We start from the raw sequence: 13,885 nt of genomic DNA, 5'->3' as shown, positions 1-13,885 counted from the left end.
ACCCCACCCCCACCCCCCCGGCCGCGGGCCCGACCGGCGGCCGGCTCCCCACCCCGGAAGGCGGTTCCCCGCATGGTGAGTTCCCAGGTACCCGTCATCGACCTCGGACCGTGGCGGTCCGGCGACCCCGCCGTGCGCGCCCGGACCGCGGCCCGCGTCGACGAGGCCCTCCAGGCCGCCGGCTTCCTGCTGGTCACCGGCCACGGCGTCGACCCGGAGCTGCCCGCCCGGATCCGGGAGGCGGCCCGCACCTTCTTCCGGCTGCCGCCCGGGACGAAGCGGCCCTACGCCGTCAGCGTCGGCGGGCGCGGCTGGCTCGGCCCCGGCGCCGAGGCCAACAGCTACGCCGAGGGGACGGCCTCCCCGCCCGACCTGAAGGAATCCTGGTCCTGGGCGGCGGACGACCCCACCGGGGTGCCCTCGGTGGACGCCGAGTGGTTCCGGCCCAACGCCTGGCCCGCCGAGGTACCGGAGCTGCGACCGCTGGTGAGCGGATACCTCACGGCCATGCGGGCCCTGTCCGACGAGCTGCTGGAGCTGCTCGCGGTGGCCCTGACGCTGCCCGAGGACCACTTCACCCGGCACACGGGCCACCCCACCTGGGGGTTCAACGTCAACTGGTACCCGGGCGCCGCCACCGTCGGCACGCCCCTGCCCGGCCAGTTCCGCATCGGCCCGCACACCGACTTCGGCACGGTGACGGTCCTGGACCGGGAGCCGGGCGCCGGCGGGCTCCAGATCCACACCGACGCCGAGGGCTGGCAGGACGCCCCGTACGACCCGGCCGCGCTCACCGTCAACATCGGCGACCTGCTGGCCCGCTGGACCGGCGACCGCTGGCGGGCGGGCCGCCACCGCGTCCTCCCGCCGCCCGCGCACGCCCCGGCCGAGGAACTCCTCTCCCTCGTCTACTTCTACGAGTGCGACCCGCACACCCGGGTCGAGTCCCTGCCCGCGCCGCTGGGACGGGTGGTGCACGAGCCGGTCGACTCGCACACCTACCTGCGGGCCAAGCTGGACGCGATCACCGTCTCCTGAGACCGGCCGCCCGACGGCGGGGGAGGGGACCCGATTACCCCTGGTCGGCCGCGTTCGGCAGGATGAGGGCATGACCGAGATCCGTACCCCCCGCCTCATCCTGCGCCGCTGGAGCGACGACGACCTCGTCCCCCTGTCGGAGATCCACGCCGACCCGGAGGTGATGCGCTGGATCGGCGACGGCTCCGTCCTCGACCTGGACGAGACCGCCGAAGCCATCGAGCGGTGGGAGGAGGAATGGGACGACGAGGGCTTCGGCGTGTTCGCCGTCGAACTCCTCGCCTCCGGCGAGCTGATCGGCGCCGTGGGCCTGACCGTCCCCGAGGGCCCGGCCGAGGTGGAGCACGCCGTGGGGATCTGCTGGCGGCTGGGCCGGCCGTTCTGGGGCCAGGGCTACGCCTCCGAAGCCGCGCACGCCACCTTGGAGTTCGCCCTCCAGGACCGCGGCCTGGACCGCGTCGTCGCCGTCAACCGGTCGGGCAACGAGGAATCCGAGAACGTGGTCCGCAAGCTCGGCATGAAGCAGGACGGCAACGTGACCGACCCGGAGTCCGGAGCCCTCCTCGTCCTCCACAGCATCGACCTCACCGAGTACGAGGCCTGACCCGCCCCCGCACGGGCCCCGGCCGTCCGCATCGGCCGATCGGACGACCCCCGGGTCCACCGGACCGCCCTGAGCCCCGCGCCACCGGGCCGACGGCCCGGCGGGGGAGCGGGCACCACCATGGGGCCGGGGCCGGGGTGCGAGCGGCACAGGGACGGACGCTCCGCCCGCCCCGGACCGGAGGAACCGTGGACCCGCGGTTGGCGCACCGGCTCGGCATCCGCCCGGCGACGCTGCTCACGCGGGAGCGGGCCCGACCGGTCGCGCCCCGGCGGAGGTGCCGGCGGGCACGGCCGCCCTCGACACCCATCGGCGGACACCGTAGCGTCAGCCAAAAGTCAGGCTTTGGTAAGTCATAAGGTCTGGTTATGGGGTCATAACCGGGGGGCGGGTGCCGGGTAAGGGTCGCCTTAGTTTAGGGTTCTCTTGATCAGTCAGATTGTCGGTCGAAGGGAACCCAAGTCATGCCTCGCCCTCTGCGGGTAGCAATCGTCGGTGCCGGCCCCGCCGGTATCTACGCGGCCGACGCGCTGCTGAAGTCCGAGGCGGCCGTCGCTCCCGGCGTGTCCATCGACATCTTCGAGCGGATGCCCGCCCCGTTCGGTCTGATCCGGTACGGGGTCGCCCCCGACCACCCCCGCATCAAGGGCATCATCACCGCCCTGCACCAAGTGCTCGACAAGCCCCAGGTCCGCCTGTTCGGGAACGTCGACTACCCGAACGACATCTCCCTCGACGAGCTGCACGCGTTCTACGACGCCGTGATCTTCTCCACGGGCGCCACCGCGGACCGTGCGCTCAGCATCCCGGGCGTCGAGCTCGACGGCTCCTACGGCGCCGCCGACTTCGTCTCCTGGTACGACGGCCACCCCGACGTGCCGCGCACCTGGCCGCTGGAGGCGGAGAAGGTCGCCGTGCTCGGCGTCGGCAACGTCGCCCTCGACGTGGCCCGCATCCTCGCGAAGACGGCCGACGAGCTGCTGCCGACCGAGATCCCGGCGAACGTCTACGACGGCCTGAAGGCCAACAAGGCGCTGGAGGTCCACGTCTTCGGCCGCCGCGGCCCGGCGCAGGCCAAGTTCAGCCCGATGGAGCTGCGCGAGCTCGACCACTCGCCCAACATCGAGGTCATCGTCAACCCCGAGGACATCGACTACGACGAGGGTTCGATCACCACCCGCCGCTCCAACAAGCAGGCGGACATGGTCGCCAAGACCCTGGAGAACTGGGCGATCCGCGACATCGGTGACCGCCCCCACAAGCTGTACCTGCACTTCTTCGAGTCCCCTGCCGAGATCCTCGGTGAGGACGGCCAGGTCGTCGGCCTGCGCACCGAGCGCACCGAGCTCGACGGCACGGGCAACGTCAAGGGCACCGGCGAGTTCACCATCTGGGACGTGCGGTCCGTCTACCGGGCCGTCGGCTACCTCTCCGACGAACTGCCCAAGCTCCCCTGGGACGTGGAGTCCGGCACGGTTCCCGACGAGGGCGGCCGCGTCATCGAGAACGGCGGGCACCTGGCCTCGACGTACGTGACCGGGTGGATCCGGCGCGGCCCGATCGGCCTGATCGGCCACACCAAGGGCGACGCGAACGAGACCGTCGCCAACCTGCTCGCCGACCACGCCGGGGGCCGCCTGCTCACGCCGGCCACCCCCGAGCCGGAGGCGGTCGAGGCCTTCCTCGCCGAGCGGCAGGTCCGCTTCACCACCTGGGAGGGCTGGCACAGGCTCGACGCCGCCGAGAAGGCGCTGGGCGAGCCGCAGGGCCGCGAGCGCGTGAAGATCGTGGAGCGCGAGGAGATGCTCGACGCCAGCGGCGCGTGAACGATCGAGTGGGGCCCGCCGGACGGCGGGCCCCACTCGATCGTCCGGGCTCCCGGGGTGTCCCCGGGAGCCCGGATCAGCCGGTGATGGAGGTGATCTTCTTCGTCTTCAGGTCGGCCTGCACGTGGATCCGGGTGGTGTCGCCGCCTCCCCAGGTCAGGGTGACCGTGGCGTTGGTCTTGCCCGTCCCGCTGCCGGTGGACGTCACCTTCCACTGCGTGGGCACGTTCTGTGCGCGCAGCACGCCGTTGGCGTGGTTGGTCTCCTCCCACCGCCGCAGCTCCTGCCGCAGCGGCTGGGAGAGGTAGAAGGAGCGCAGCTGGTCGGCCGTCTTGCCGTCGCCGTCGTACACGGCGTCGATGTAGGAGCCGTAGAAGTCGGAGATCCGGCTGAAGGCGCCCTCCGGGCTGCCGGACACGGACTGCGGCGGGGCGGCGGTGGCGGACGTACCGGTGACGAGGGCGAAGGAGAGCGCCGCCGCGCAGGCGGTGGCCGCCAGGGCGATGGACGTGGCGCGCTTGTTAGGGAACGTGAACACAGGTGGGTACCTTTCCCCGTTCTGACTGCGTGCCGGTACGGTCCCCGGCACTGCCCTCCAGGACGTGACGCGCCGCCAACCGGTTCTCGGCGTCCGGGGAATGGCCGGAATTAGCTCGTACGGAGGATTTCGAAATTCGGTCCGCCGTCCGGAGGAATGCCGGCGGCCCCCCGGGGGTTCGCACAGACGCGACATCCCACTCCGCACGCACTGGAGAGCTCATGAAGATCGGCATCATCGGCGCCGGGAACATCGGCGGCAACCTCACCCGCCGGCTCACCGCCCTCGGGCACCGGGTCTCCGTCGCGAACTCCCGCGGCCCCCAGACCCTGACCGCCCTCGTGGAGGAGACCGGAGCCACCGCCGTCACCGTCGCGGAGGCCGCGCGGGGCGCCGAGGTCGTGGTGGTCACCATTCCCCTCAAGAACGTCCCCGACCTGCCCGCCGGACTCTTCGACGGGGCCGCCGAGGGCTTCGTCGTCATCGACACCGGCAACTACTACCCGCGCCTGCGCGACGGCCGCATCGCCGCCATCGAGGACGAGGGCCTGACCGAGAGCCGCTGGACCGAACGCCACCTCGGTCACCCGGTGATCAAGGCCTTCAACGGCACCTATGCCGCCGACATCCTGGACCGGCCGCGTCCGGCCGGCGACCCGGACCGCATCGCCATCCCGGTGGCGGGCGACGACGAGGCCGCCAAGAAGACCGTCCGCGCCCTCGTCGACGAGCTCGGCTTCGACACCGTCGACGCCGGCGGTATCGACGACTCCTGGCGCCAGCAGCCCGACACCCCCGTCTACGGACTGCGGGCCGGGGTGGAGGCGGTCACCCGCGCCCTGGCCGAGGCCTCGCCCGTCCGGACGGAGGAATTCCGGGGCTGAGGGCCACCCCGGTTGCAGTAACTCTTCGAGGTTGAACCGTTTCTCTGTGCTACGGTGCCGTTCAGTTGCAGGTGTGGTTCCCAAAGATTTCAAGCGCTCCCGTCGGATTGTCGGACGGGTGCACTTCTTAATTTCCGGATGCTTTCGGACAGGGTCAATCAACACGGCGACGCCGGCGTCGCACAGTGCGGCCCCGGGTACAGCCCCGAAGGAGAATCCATATGGCATCCGGCACCGTGAAGTGGTTCAACGCGGAAAAGGGTTTCGGCTTCATCGAGCAGGACGGCGGCGGCGCCGACGTGTTCGCCCACTACTCGAACATCGCCACCCAGGGCTTCCGTGAGCTCCAGGAGGGCCAGAAGGTGAACTTCGACGTCACGCAGGGTCAGAAGGGCCCGCAGGCCGAGAACATCGTGCCCGCCTGACGCCGACGCACAGCCGAGAGCCGGGGTCCGCACCGATGGTGCGGGCCCCGGCCCCGTTTCCGGCCCCGTTTCCGGCCCCGCCCCCGTTTCCGGCCCCGTTTCCGTTCCCGCCGTGACCGAAGTGTCATGTGCGGACCCGCTGTGCTCGCCTCTGCCCACTGCTACGTTCCTCCGGCATCGGGCACCCGGCACCCGGGAGCCGCAGGAGGGCCGTCATGCACGTCAGATCCCGTCTCGCCGCGGCCGCGGCCGCCGCACTGCTCCTCGGCGCGGCCCTGACCGGCTGCGAGGACGGCACCGCCCCGCCGCGTCCGGCCCCCGCCCCCTCCGGGAACCCCACCGCCTCCTCCCCGGCCCCGCCGCCGGTCGCGCCGGCCGTGAGTGCCCCCACCGCGCCGGCCGCCCCGGTGGACTCGCCGAGCCCGGCCCCGACCCCGAGCCCGCCCCCGGCCGCGGCGCCGCCCCCGGCTCCCGCCACCCGCCTGTCGATGTCCGTCACCACCCCGGGCGGGCGGCTCGACCTCGTCCGCGGCGGCCCCGCGCAGGAGTTCACGGTGACCCTGCGCAACGGCAACTCCGAGGCCTACCGGCACCTGTTGCTCGCCTTCCAGATGGAGGGGCTCGTCCCGGGGCCGGGGGACACCCCGGGCCCGCAGGCCTCCCTCCTGCTGGAGCGCCGGGACCCGGGCACCGGCCGGTGGGGCCCGGCGGAACTGCGCATCGCCGGCGACCTCAAGCCGTACTCCCTCTACGAGGGCGGCTCGTCGCTCTCCCGCGACGCCGTACGCACCGAGCACTACCGGCTGCGCGCCACCGCGGGCGGCCCCACGGGCAGTTCCCCGCTGATGGTCCGCGCCATCGACACCGACGCCCCGGAGGGCACCCCCGAGGAGCGGGAGCGCCCCGCCGCCTCGTCCCTCCCGCACCGCACCCGCCGGGCTTCCTGAACGACCCGCGCCGTTGTCCCGTACTCCTACCGGGGGCGGCGGCGCACCCGGCAGACTGTGCGTCGTGACGACACTGAGCAAAGGCGCCAACCTGCAGGTCGCGGCGGCCTCCGTGAGAGTGGTGCTCGGCTGGCGGCCGGGGCCGGGCGTGCCGGACGTGGACGCGTCGGCCCTGCTGCTCGCGGGCGGCGGGCGGGTCCGTTCCGACGGCGACTTCGTGTTCTACAACCAGCCGGTCCACGCCTCCGGCGCCGTACGCCACCTCGGCAAGCGGCCCGGCGGGGACGCGCTGGAGGTGAACCTGGCGGCCCTGGAGCCGGGCGTCGAACGGGTCGCGCTCTGCGCCTCCGCGGACGGGGGCACCTTCGGCCGGGTTCCCGGACTGCACCTGCTGCTCCTCGACGCGAGCTCCGGGGCCGAACTCGTCCGCTTCGACATGACCGCCGGCCCCGAGACGGCCTTCGTGAGCGGTGAGCTCTACCGGCGGGCCGGCGTCTGGAAGTTCCGGGCGGTGGGGCAGGGTTACGCGAGCGGGCTCGCCGGACTGGCGACGGACTTCGGGATCACCGTCGACGACGCCCCACCGGCGGCGCCGACCGCTCCCGCTCCCGCCCCGGCGACCGCTCCCGCCCCGGCCCCCGTGCCCACCCCCGCCCCGGCGCGTACCCGGCCCGTCGCGCCGGTCGTGGCAGCCCCGAGGCCGCCCGCCGCCGCGCCCGGACCGGCACCCGCCGAACCCGCCCCCGCCGTCCGGATGGTCAAGGGGGAGGAGCGGCTCCCGGAGGACATGCGCGGCCGTCTCTCGCTGCGCAAGCAGCAGGTCGCCGTCAGCCTGAGCAAGAACGGCGCCGCGGGAGTGACCGCGCGGGTGATCCTCGTCCTCGACGCCTCGGGTTCGATGAGCGCGCTCTACTCCCGGGGCACCGTCGCCTCGGTGGTGGAACGGATGGCGGCCGTCGCGGCGCAGCTCGACGACGACGGCGAGATGCAGGCCTGGACCTTCGCGAGCAATCCGGCCCGGCTGCCGGACCTCGTCCTCGGTGACCTCCCGGAATGGCTGCGACTGCACGTGCGCGTCGGCCAGATGAGCCTCTTCGGCCGCAGGAAGCCGCCCCGCGGACTGCTCCCCGGCCAGATCGACATGCGGGAGGTCGGTTTCCAGAACGAGGAGCAGAAGGTGATCGCCGAGGTGCGCGCCTACGTGCGCTCCCACCCTGCTCCGGCGCCGACCCTGGTGCTGTTCTTCTCCGACGGCGGCGTCTACCGCAACGCCGAGATCGAGCGGGAACTGCGCGAGGCCGTGGAGGAGCCGGTGTTCTGGCAGTTCGTGGGTCTGGGCCGGGCCGGCTTCGGCGTGCTGGAGCGCTTCGACACCATGCCGGGGCGCCGGGTCGACAACGTCGGCTTCTTCGCCGTCGACGACATCGACCGGCTCTCGGACGCCGAGCTCTACGACCGGCTGCTTTCGGAGTTCCCCTCCTGGCTGGGGGCGGCCCGGCGGGCGGGCATCCTGCGCTGAACCTCCTTGAGCCGCAGGGCGATCGGACGGATCCGGGGGCGCCCGGACCCTTGACCCCATAGTTGGTCCAGACCAATCATGGGGCGTCCGTCCGTTCGCTCGCGCCCCACCGGGAGCTTCGTTGAGACACCCTTCGCGTTCCGTCCGCTCGTTGACGGCGGCGTTCGCCACCCTCGCCGCCAGTGCCGGGCTCCTCGTCGCGGCAGGCGCGGGCCCCGCGCAGGCGGCGCCGACCCCACTGCCCGCGCACGTCTTCGCGCCCTATTTCGAGGCGTACTCCTCCGACAGCCCCGCCGACCTCGCGCAGAAGTCCGGCGCCAAGTACCTGACCATGGCCTTCGTCCAGACCGAGGCCAAGGGCTCCTGCACCCCTTACTGGAACGGCTCGACGGACCGGCCCATCGCCTCCTCCGTCTTCGGCGCCGACTTCGCGACCCTCCGCTCGCGCGGCGGCGACGTCATCCCCTCCTTCGGCGGCTACGCGGCCGACAACGGCGGCACCGAGATCGCGGACAGCTGCACCAGCGTCGACTCGATCGCCGCCGCCTACCAGAAGGTGATCACCACCTATGACGTCACCCGCCTGGACATGGACATCGAGGACAACTCCCTGACCGACAAGGCCGGGATCGACCGCCGCAACCAGGCCATCAAGAAGGTGCAGGACTGGGCCGCCGCGAGCGGCCGCCCCCTCCAGGTCTCCTACACCCTCCCGACCACCACGAGCGGACTCGCGAGCAGTGGGCTGGCCGTCCTCAAGAGCGCGAAGGCGGCCGGCGCCCGGGTCGACGTCGTCAACCTGATGACCTTCGACTACTACGACGGTGCCGGCCACGACATGGCGGCGGACACCCGGAGCGCCGCCACCGGCCTGTACGGGCAGCTCGCCACGCTGTACCCGGCCAAGACGCCCGCCGAACTGTGGGGCATGGTCGGCGTCACCGAGATGCCCGGCATCGACGACTACGGGCCCGCCGAGACCTTCACCACCGCCGACGCCACCGCCGTCTACGACTGGGCGGTCGCCAAGGGCATCAACACCCTCTCCTTCTGGGCGCTCCAGCGCGACAACGGCGGCTGCCCCGGCACCGGGGGCTCCGACACCTGCTCCGGCATCGCCCAGGACCCCTGGTACTTCACCCACACCTTCGCGCCCTTCACCCGGGACGCGGGACCGGTCGCCGACGACTTCTCGGTCTCCGTCACGCCCGGCTCCGCCTCGGTCGCCCCCGGCGGCAGCACCACCGCCACCGTCGCCACCCGGGTCACCGCGGGCACCCCGCAGCCCGTCGCGCTGACGGTCGCCGGCGCCCCGCCCGGCGTGACGGCCACCGTCGCCCCCGGCTCCGTCACCGCGGGCGGCACCGGCCTGCTCACGGTCGCCGCCTCGGCGTCGGCCCCGCCCGGGACCTACGCGCTCACCGTCACCGGCGCCGGGACCGCGTTCACCCGTACGGCCGCGTTCACGCTCACCGTGTCCGGGCCGGGCGGCGGCAGCGGCGCCCTCGTCAACGGCGGCTTCGAGAGCGGTTCGCTCGCGCCCTGGACCTGCGAGAGCGGCGGCGCCGTGGTGAGCGCCCCCGTGCACGGGGGCGCGTACGCCGTCCGGGCCACCCCCTCCGGTGACCGCACCGGAGAATGCGCGCAGACCCTCACCCTCGCCCCGAACACCGCCTACACGCTCAGCGGCTGGGTCCAGGGCAGCTACGCCTACCTCGGGGTCCGGGGCGGCGCGAACGCCAGTACGTGGACCGGCTCGGCCGCCTGGACCAAGCTGACGGTGCCCTTCACCACCGGCGCCTTCGGCACGGTCACCGTCTACCTGCACGGCTGGTACGGCCAGGGAGCCGTCCTCGGCGACGACCTCGCCGTGAGCTGACCACCCCCGGCCCGCGCCCCCGTCCCCGCCCCGCCGACGGCGGGGACGGGGACGGGGGCGCGCCTCATGCCGCGTGCCCGCCGTCCACGGAGAACTCGGCGCCCGTGACGTACGCGGCCCCGTCCCCGGCCAGGAACGCGACCATGTCCGCGACCTCCTGGGGGCGGCCGAAGCGGCCGAGCGCGGTCAGCGCCGTCTGCGACGGCGCGTAGGGGCCGTCCGCCGGGTTCAGGTCGGTGTCGACCGGGCCCGGGTGGACGATGTTCGCGGTGATGCCGCGTCCGCCGAGCTCGCGGGCGAGGGCCTTGGTGAGGCCCGTGAGCGCCGACTTGCTCATCGCGTACAGGGTTCCGCCGGGGCCCGGCACGCGCTGGGTCATGCAGGTGCCGATGGTGATGATCCGCCCTCCCGGCCCCATCCGCTCGGCCGCGGCCTGCGCGGTCAGGAACGCCCCGCGGACGTTGACCGCGAGGACGCGGTCGACCTGGGCCAGGGTGAGTTCCTCCAGCGGGCCGAGCACCCCGATTCCCGCATTGTTGACGAGTACGTCGAGCCCGCCCAGGGCTCCGGCCGCCCAGTCCGCGGCGCCCGCCGCGTCGCCCGCGTCCCCCGCGTCCGCACGGGCGGCGACGCCCCGGCGGCCCAGGGCCCGGATCCCGTCGACCACCTTCAGCGCCGCCGCCTCGTCGGCGGTGTAGGTGATCGCCACATCAGCGCCCGCCGTGGCCAGGCGCAGCGCGGTGGCCGCGCCGATGCCCCGGCTGCCGCCCGTGACCAGAACCGTCTTGCCGTTCATCTGCCGCTCCTCGTGATTGGTTGCGGTTTCAATGAAAGGCGGTGCCGGTGTGCCGTGCTGGCGGTAATCCGACCTCGCGTCCGCCCTCCCCTTCCGGTCCTCGCCCGTACCCGTCCGGTCGCCGATCCCCCGGGGGGTGGGTAGCCTCGCAGAGGTTCATGCGAGGGGGGCACACCCGAGACGGGAGCCACCGTGAAGTCGATACCGCGCAGCCGTTGCGCCCGGAGCGTCGCCGCAGGCCTGCTGTCCGCCGCGCTGCTGACCGGCGGAGCCGTGAACGCCTTCGCCGCCGCCAGTCCGACGCCGCCCTCGTCGAGCGCGAGTCCGGCCGCCGACAAGTCGATCACCATCAAGGCCGACAAGGCCGCGGTGAAGGTCGGGGACCAGGTCATCTTCATCGGGCGCACCAAGGGGCTGAAGGTCGGCAGCAAGCTGGTGCTCCAGCACCTGAACAACGGCAAGTGGACGACACTGCAGGCGAACACCCTGGTCAAGAACGGCAGCAGCTACACCCTGCCGGGCAAGCTCAACACCAAGGGCAAGGAGCAACTGCGGGTCATGGGTGACGACAAGACGGTCTCCCCGACGGTCGTCGTGACCGTGAGCTGACCGCCCTCCTTTCCCGCCCTGCCCGGCCCCGGCCCGCGGACTGCCGACCGCCTCCGCACCTGCCCCCGGTAGGCTCGGGCCGCCGCGCGGGTCCGTACCGTCCCGTGGGACGGTACGGACCCGAGGGAAGGAACAACCGCATGCCCGGCGCCGCCGACATCCGGATCCTGCGCGCCGCCGTACGCACGGCCGTGCCGTGGAAGAACGGCGGGGGAGTCACCCGCGAGATCGCCGCCCTCCCCGAGGGTGCGGGCACGGCGGCGTTCGACTGGCGGATCAGCCTCGCCGAAGTGGACGCCGACGGCCCGTTCTCGGAGTTCCCCGGTGTCGACCGGACGCTGACACTGGCCGAAGGGGCCGGCATGGACCTCACCGTCGCGGGCGAGCGCCGGCTCGTCGACGAGCGCTACGCGCCACGGCACTTCCCCGGCGACCGGCCGACCGGCTGCCGTCTGCTGGGCGGTCCCGTCGTCAACTTCAACGTGATGTACCGGCGCGCGAGCACACTGGCCCGGACCGCCGTCGTGCGCGGCGAACCGACCCTGGCCGTCCTGCCCGGGGAGACCCTGCTGGTCTGCGCGCTCGACGGTCCGGCCACGGTGGATCCGGTGGATGCGGCGCCGGAGCCCGGCCCGGCCGTCGAACTCGGTCCGTACGACGCGGCCTTGCTCCAGGGGCCCGCCACCGTGGTCCTGTGCACGGAGGGCCGGGCGGCCGTGGTCACGCTGCGAACGGTTTGAGCCGCCGGGGGCCGTGATCGCGCCAACCCCTCCCCAACCCTTGGTCAAGGAGAGGTAAAGCGGGATACCGTCGCGCATGTTTTCGAACAAACAGCATACGAACATGCGTACCTCGCGGCTCCGGACCTCCAACGTCCAGGAGGCGAAGGGTGGTTCGACCAGCCGGCGCGCCCTCCTGCGCACCGCCGCGGCCGGGACGGCGGCCGCCGGGTCCGTCCTCGCGCTCGGCTCCGCCTTTCCCGCCGCCGCCGCGCCCGTCGGCCCCGCGGGCGGCGCCAGGCCGGCCACCCCGGAGCAGGCCCTGCGCGAGCTGGAGGCCGGCAACCGGCGCTGGCGCACGTACCGTCAGGAGCACCCGAACGAGTCCCCGTCGACCCGGCTCCGGCTGGCCAAGGGACAGCGGCCCTTCGCCATCGTGCTGGGCTGCGTGGACTCCAGGGTCCCGCCGGAGCTCGTCTTCGACCAGGGGCTCGGCGACCTGCTGACCGTCCGCTCGGCGGGCGAGGTGCTCGACGAGGCGGTGCTCGGCAGCATCGCCTACGGGGTCCTGGAACTCTCGATACCGCTGGTGCTCGTCCTCGGACACCAGTCCTGCGGGGCGGTCGGCGCGGCGGTCCACGCCGACGAGAGCGGCGACCGGCTGCCCGCGCACATCCAGTACCTGGCCGACCAGATACGCCCGGCGATCGACCGGAGCCGGCAGGGCGAGGCCCGTATCAGCGCCACCATCGACGCCCACGCCCGCCGTACCCGGGACCGGCTCGCCGCCGAACCCGACCTGGCCCGCGCCGTATCCGCCGGGAAACTGGCAGTGGCGGCCGCCCGTTACGAACTGAACGACCAGCGGGTGCGCACCCTCACCTGACGGACACCGCCCCGGACCGCCCGGGGCCGGGCCGTGAGCCCGGCCCCGAGGCCGGTCCGAGGCTGGTCCCGGGCGCCGCCCGCCGTGCAGAATCGAACAGTGATCACGACCGAACCCGAAGCGGACCCCTTCGACGCCCACCGAAGGCTCCTGTTCGCCACCGCCTACCGCATGCTCGGCACCGTCAGTGACGCCGAGGACATCGTCCAGGACACCTGGCTGGCCTGGAACAAGGCCGACCGGTCCGAGGTCCGTCACCCCAAGGCGTACCTCGTCCGCACGGTGACGAACCTGTCGCTCAACCGCCTGACCTCCGCCCGCGCCACGCGCGAGGAATACGTCGGCCCCTGGCTCCCCGAACCCCTGCTCACGGCCCCCGACGTCGCGCAGGAACGCGAACTCGCCGAGAGCGTGTCCACGGCGATGCTGGTCGTCCTGGAGAGCCTCACCCCCGTGGAGCGCGCCGTGTTCGTGCTGCGCGAGGTCTTCGGCTACTCGCACGCCGAGATCGCCGGCTTCCTGGACCGCCCGGAGCCGACGGTCCGCCAGATCTCGCACCGGGCGCGCAAGCACGTAGCGGAGCGGCGCACGGTCTACGACACCGACGCCGCGCAGCGCGAGGAGGTCACGGCCCGCTTCCTGAGCGCCTGCGCCGGCGGCGACCTCAACGCCGTGCTGGAACTGCTCGCCCCCGACGTCACCGCGTGGTCGGACGGCGGCGGCAAGGTGAGCGCCGCCAGGCGGCCGGTGTACGGCTCCGACCACGTCGGCCGCTTCCTGATCGGAGTGATCGCCAAGGCCGCGCGGGACGCCGTGGACGTCTTCCCCGTTCCCACCCCCGCCGTCATCAACGGCGAGCTCGGCGTCCTCATCCTGGCGGGCGACACCCCGGTCGGTGCGATCACCTACGACCTGGAGGACGGCCTGATGCGCAACCTCCGCTTCCAGATCAACCCCGACAAGCTGGCGGGCCTGAGCCGCTAGGCGAGTACGCCCGAAATCTTGTCAGTGGTCGTAGGCGATCGGCGATCGGCGACCGGTGTGCCGGATGGCCACGGTGAGGGCCAGGAAGCGTTGCCCGACGCGGGGGAGGGGGGGGGGGGGGGGGGGGGGGGGGGGGTGGGGGGGGGGGGGGGGGGGGGGGGGGGGGGGGGTGGGGTGTGGGGGGGGGGGGGGGGGGGGGGGGGGGGGGGGGGGGGGGGGGGGGGGGGGGGG

14 protein-coding genes are annotated in these 13,885 nt (G+C 73.3%); 12 read left to right on the top strand and 2 right to left on the bottom strand.

Translation table 11 applies throughout. The features are described from left to right. Positions 1-72 precede the first annotated feature (72 nt). The 3 genes from ACZ5D2_RS26635 (at position 73) to ACZ5D2_RS26625 (ending at position 3,468) form a co-directional block, all read left to right on the top strand. The gene (locus ACZ5D2_RS26635) at positions 73-1,038 is read left to right on the top strand and encodes an isopenicillin N synthase family dioxygenase (protein WP_371675153.1); all 966 of its coding nucleotides are present in this window, start codon (positions 73-75) and stop codon (positions 1,036-1,038) included. Between the two features lie 70 nt (positions 1,039-1,108). Then, positions 1,109-1,642, top strand: coding sequence for a GNAT family N-acetyltransferase (locus ACZ5D2_RS26630; RefSeq protein WP_371675152.1), 534 nt, complete (start codon positions 1,109-1,111; stop codon positions 1,640-1,642). A gap of 464 nt (positions 1,643-2,106) precedes the next feature. Further along, the gene (locus tag ACZ5D2_RS26625; protein ID WP_468932640.1) at positions 2,107-3,468 is read left to right on the top strand and encodes an FAD-dependent oxidoreductase; all 1,362 of its coding nucleotides are present in this window, start codon (positions 2,107-2,109) and stop codon (positions 3,466-3,468) included. Between the two features lie 76 nt (positions 3,469-3,544). Here ACZ5D2_RS26625 and ACZ5D2_RS26620 read toward each other — a convergent pair whose 3' ends face one another. Next, positions 3,545-4,006, bottom strand: coding sequence for a hypothetical protein (locus tag ACZ5D2_RS26620; RefSeq protein ID WP_371675150.1), 462 nt, complete (start codon positions 4,004-4,006; stop codon positions 3,545-3,547). Between the two features lie 221 nt (positions 4,007-4,227). On the opposite strand from ACZ5D2_RS26620, the gene ACZ5D2_RS26615 reads away from it, so the two are divergent. The 5 genes from ACZ5D2_RS26615 to ACZ5D2_RS26595 all read left to right on the top strand — a co-directional run bounded on the left by ACZ5D2_RS26615 (position 4,228) and on the right by ACZ5D2_RS26595 (position 9,660). Beyond that, positions 4,228-4,890 carry an NADPH-dependent F420 reductase gene (locus tag ACZ5D2_RS26615; RefSeq protein WP_371675149.1) on the top strand — a complete coding sequence of 221 codons (663 nt, stop codon included), beginning with the start codon at positions 4,228-4,230 and terminating at the stop codon, positions 4,888-4,890. 221 nt (positions 4,891-5,111) lie between these two features. Next, positions 5,112-5,315, top strand: a complete 204-nt coding sequence (locus ACZ5D2_RS26610; RefSeq protein WP_030228921.1) for a cold-shock protein — start codon at positions 5,112-5,114, stop codon at positions 5,313-5,315. Positions 5,316-5,530: 215 nt separating this feature from the next. Then, positions 5,531-6,262: a hypothetical protein gene (locus ACZ5D2_RS26605; protein ID WP_371675148.1), complete on the top strand. Its 732-nt coding sequence runs from the start codon at positions 5,531-5,533 to the stop codon at positions 6,260-6,262. Positions 6,263-6,326: 64 nt separating this feature from the next. After that, on the top strand, positions 6,327-7,781 hold the full coding sequence (locus ACZ5D2_RS26600) for a VWA domain-containing protein (protein WP_371675147.1): 1,455 nt from the start codon (positions 6,327-6,329) through the stop codon (positions 7,779-7,781). 121 nt (positions 7,782-7,902) lie between these two features. Beyond that, entirely contained in the window at positions 7,903-9,660 is a 1,758-nt protein-coding gene (locus ACZ5D2_RS26595) for a carbohydrate binding domain-containing protein (RefSeq protein ID WP_468932634.1), read from the top strand. 64 nt (positions 9,661-9,724) lie between these two features. Here the strand turns inward: ACZ5D2_RS26595 and ACZ5D2_RS26590 are convergent, their stop codons facing one another. Beyond that, the gene (locus tag ACZ5D2_RS26590) at positions 9,725-10,456 is read right to left on the bottom strand and encodes an SDR family NAD(P)-dependent oxidoreductase (RefSeq protein ID WP_371675145.1); all 732 of its coding nucleotides are present in this window, start codon (positions 10,454-10,456) and stop codon (positions 9,725-9,727) included. A 192-nt stretch (positions 10,457-10,648) separates the two neighbouring features. Between ACZ5D2_RS26590 and ACZ5D2_RS26585 the strand changes: the two genes are divergently transcribed. The 4 genes from ACZ5D2_RS26585 (at position 10,649) to ACZ5D2_RS26570 (ending at position 13,654) form a co-directional block, all read left to right on the top strand. Next, entirely contained in the window at positions 10,649-11,065 is a 417-nt protein-coding gene (locus tag ACZ5D2_RS26585) for a hypothetical protein (RefSeq protein WP_468932631.1), read from the top strand. 140 nt (positions 11,066-11,205) lie between these two features. Beyond that, the gene (locus ACZ5D2_RS26580) at positions 11,206-11,805 is read left to right on the top strand and encodes a HutD/Ves family protein (RefSeq protein WP_468932629.1); all 600 of its coding nucleotides are present in this window, start codon (positions 11,206-11,208) and stop codon (positions 11,803-11,805) included. A gap of 103 nt (positions 11,806-11,908) precedes the next feature. Beyond that, positions 11,909-12,670, top strand: coding sequence for a carbonic anhydrase (locus ACZ5D2_RS26575; protein WP_468932626.1), 762 nt, complete (start codon positions 11,909-11,911; stop codon positions 12,668-12,670). A gap of 99 nt (positions 12,671-12,769) precedes the next feature. Beyond that, positions 12,770-13,654, top strand: coding sequence for an RNA polymerase sigma-70 factor (locus ACZ5D2_RS26570; protein WP_371675140.1), 885 nt, complete (start codon positions 12,770-12,772; stop codon positions 13,652-13,654). The last annotated feature ends 231 nt before the right edge of the window (positions 13,655-13,885 follow it).

The organism is Streptomyces sp. NPDC031479 (assembly GCF_055581065.1).
Note: the sequence above shows the minus strand (reverse complement) of the source record. Positions and strands in the feature narration are given on the sequence as shown.

What these genes read in the sequence shown, in the direction of transcription:
- ACZ5D2_RS26635 (WP_371675153.1), top strand. Translation starts at nt 73, where the DNA reads ATGGTGAGTTCCCAGGTACCCGTCATCGACCTCGGACCGTGGCGGTCC.
- ACZ5D2_RS26630 (WP_371675152.1), top strand. Translation starts at nt 1,109, where the DNA reads ATGACCGAGATCCGTACCCCCCGCCTCATCCTGCGCCGCTGGAGCGAC.
- ACZ5D2_RS26625 (WP_468932640.1), top strand. Translation starts at nt 2,107, where the DNA reads ATGCCTCGCCCTCTGCGGGTAGCAATCGTCGGTGCCGGCCCCGCCGGT.
- ACZ5D2_RS26615 (WP_371675149.1), top strand. Translation starts at nt 4,228, where the DNA reads ATGAAGATCGGCATCATCGGCGCCGGGAACATCGGCGGCAACCTCACC.
- ACZ5D2_RS26610 (WP_030228921.1), top strand. Translation starts at nt 5,112, where the DNA reads ATGGCATCCGGCACCGTGAAGTGGTTCAACGCGGAAAAGGGTTTCGGC.
- ACZ5D2_RS26605 (WP_371675148.1), top strand. Translation starts at nt 5,531, where the DNA reads ATGCACGTCAGATCCCGTCTCGCCGCGGCCGCGGCCGCCGCACTGCTC.
- ACZ5D2_RS26590 (WP_371675145.1), bottom strand. Translation starts at nt 10,456, where the DNA reads ATGAACGGCAAGACGGTTCTGGTCACGGGCGGCAGCCGGGGCATCGGC.
- ACZ5D2_RS26580 (WP_468932629.1), top strand. Translation starts at nt 11,206, where the DNA reads ATGCCCGGCGCCGCCGACATCCGGATCCTGCGCGCCGCCGTACGCACG.
- ACZ5D2_RS26575 (WP_468932626.1), top strand. Translation starts at nt 11,909, where the DNA reads ATGCGTACCTCGCGGCTCCGGACCTCCAACGTCCAGGAGGCGAAGGGT.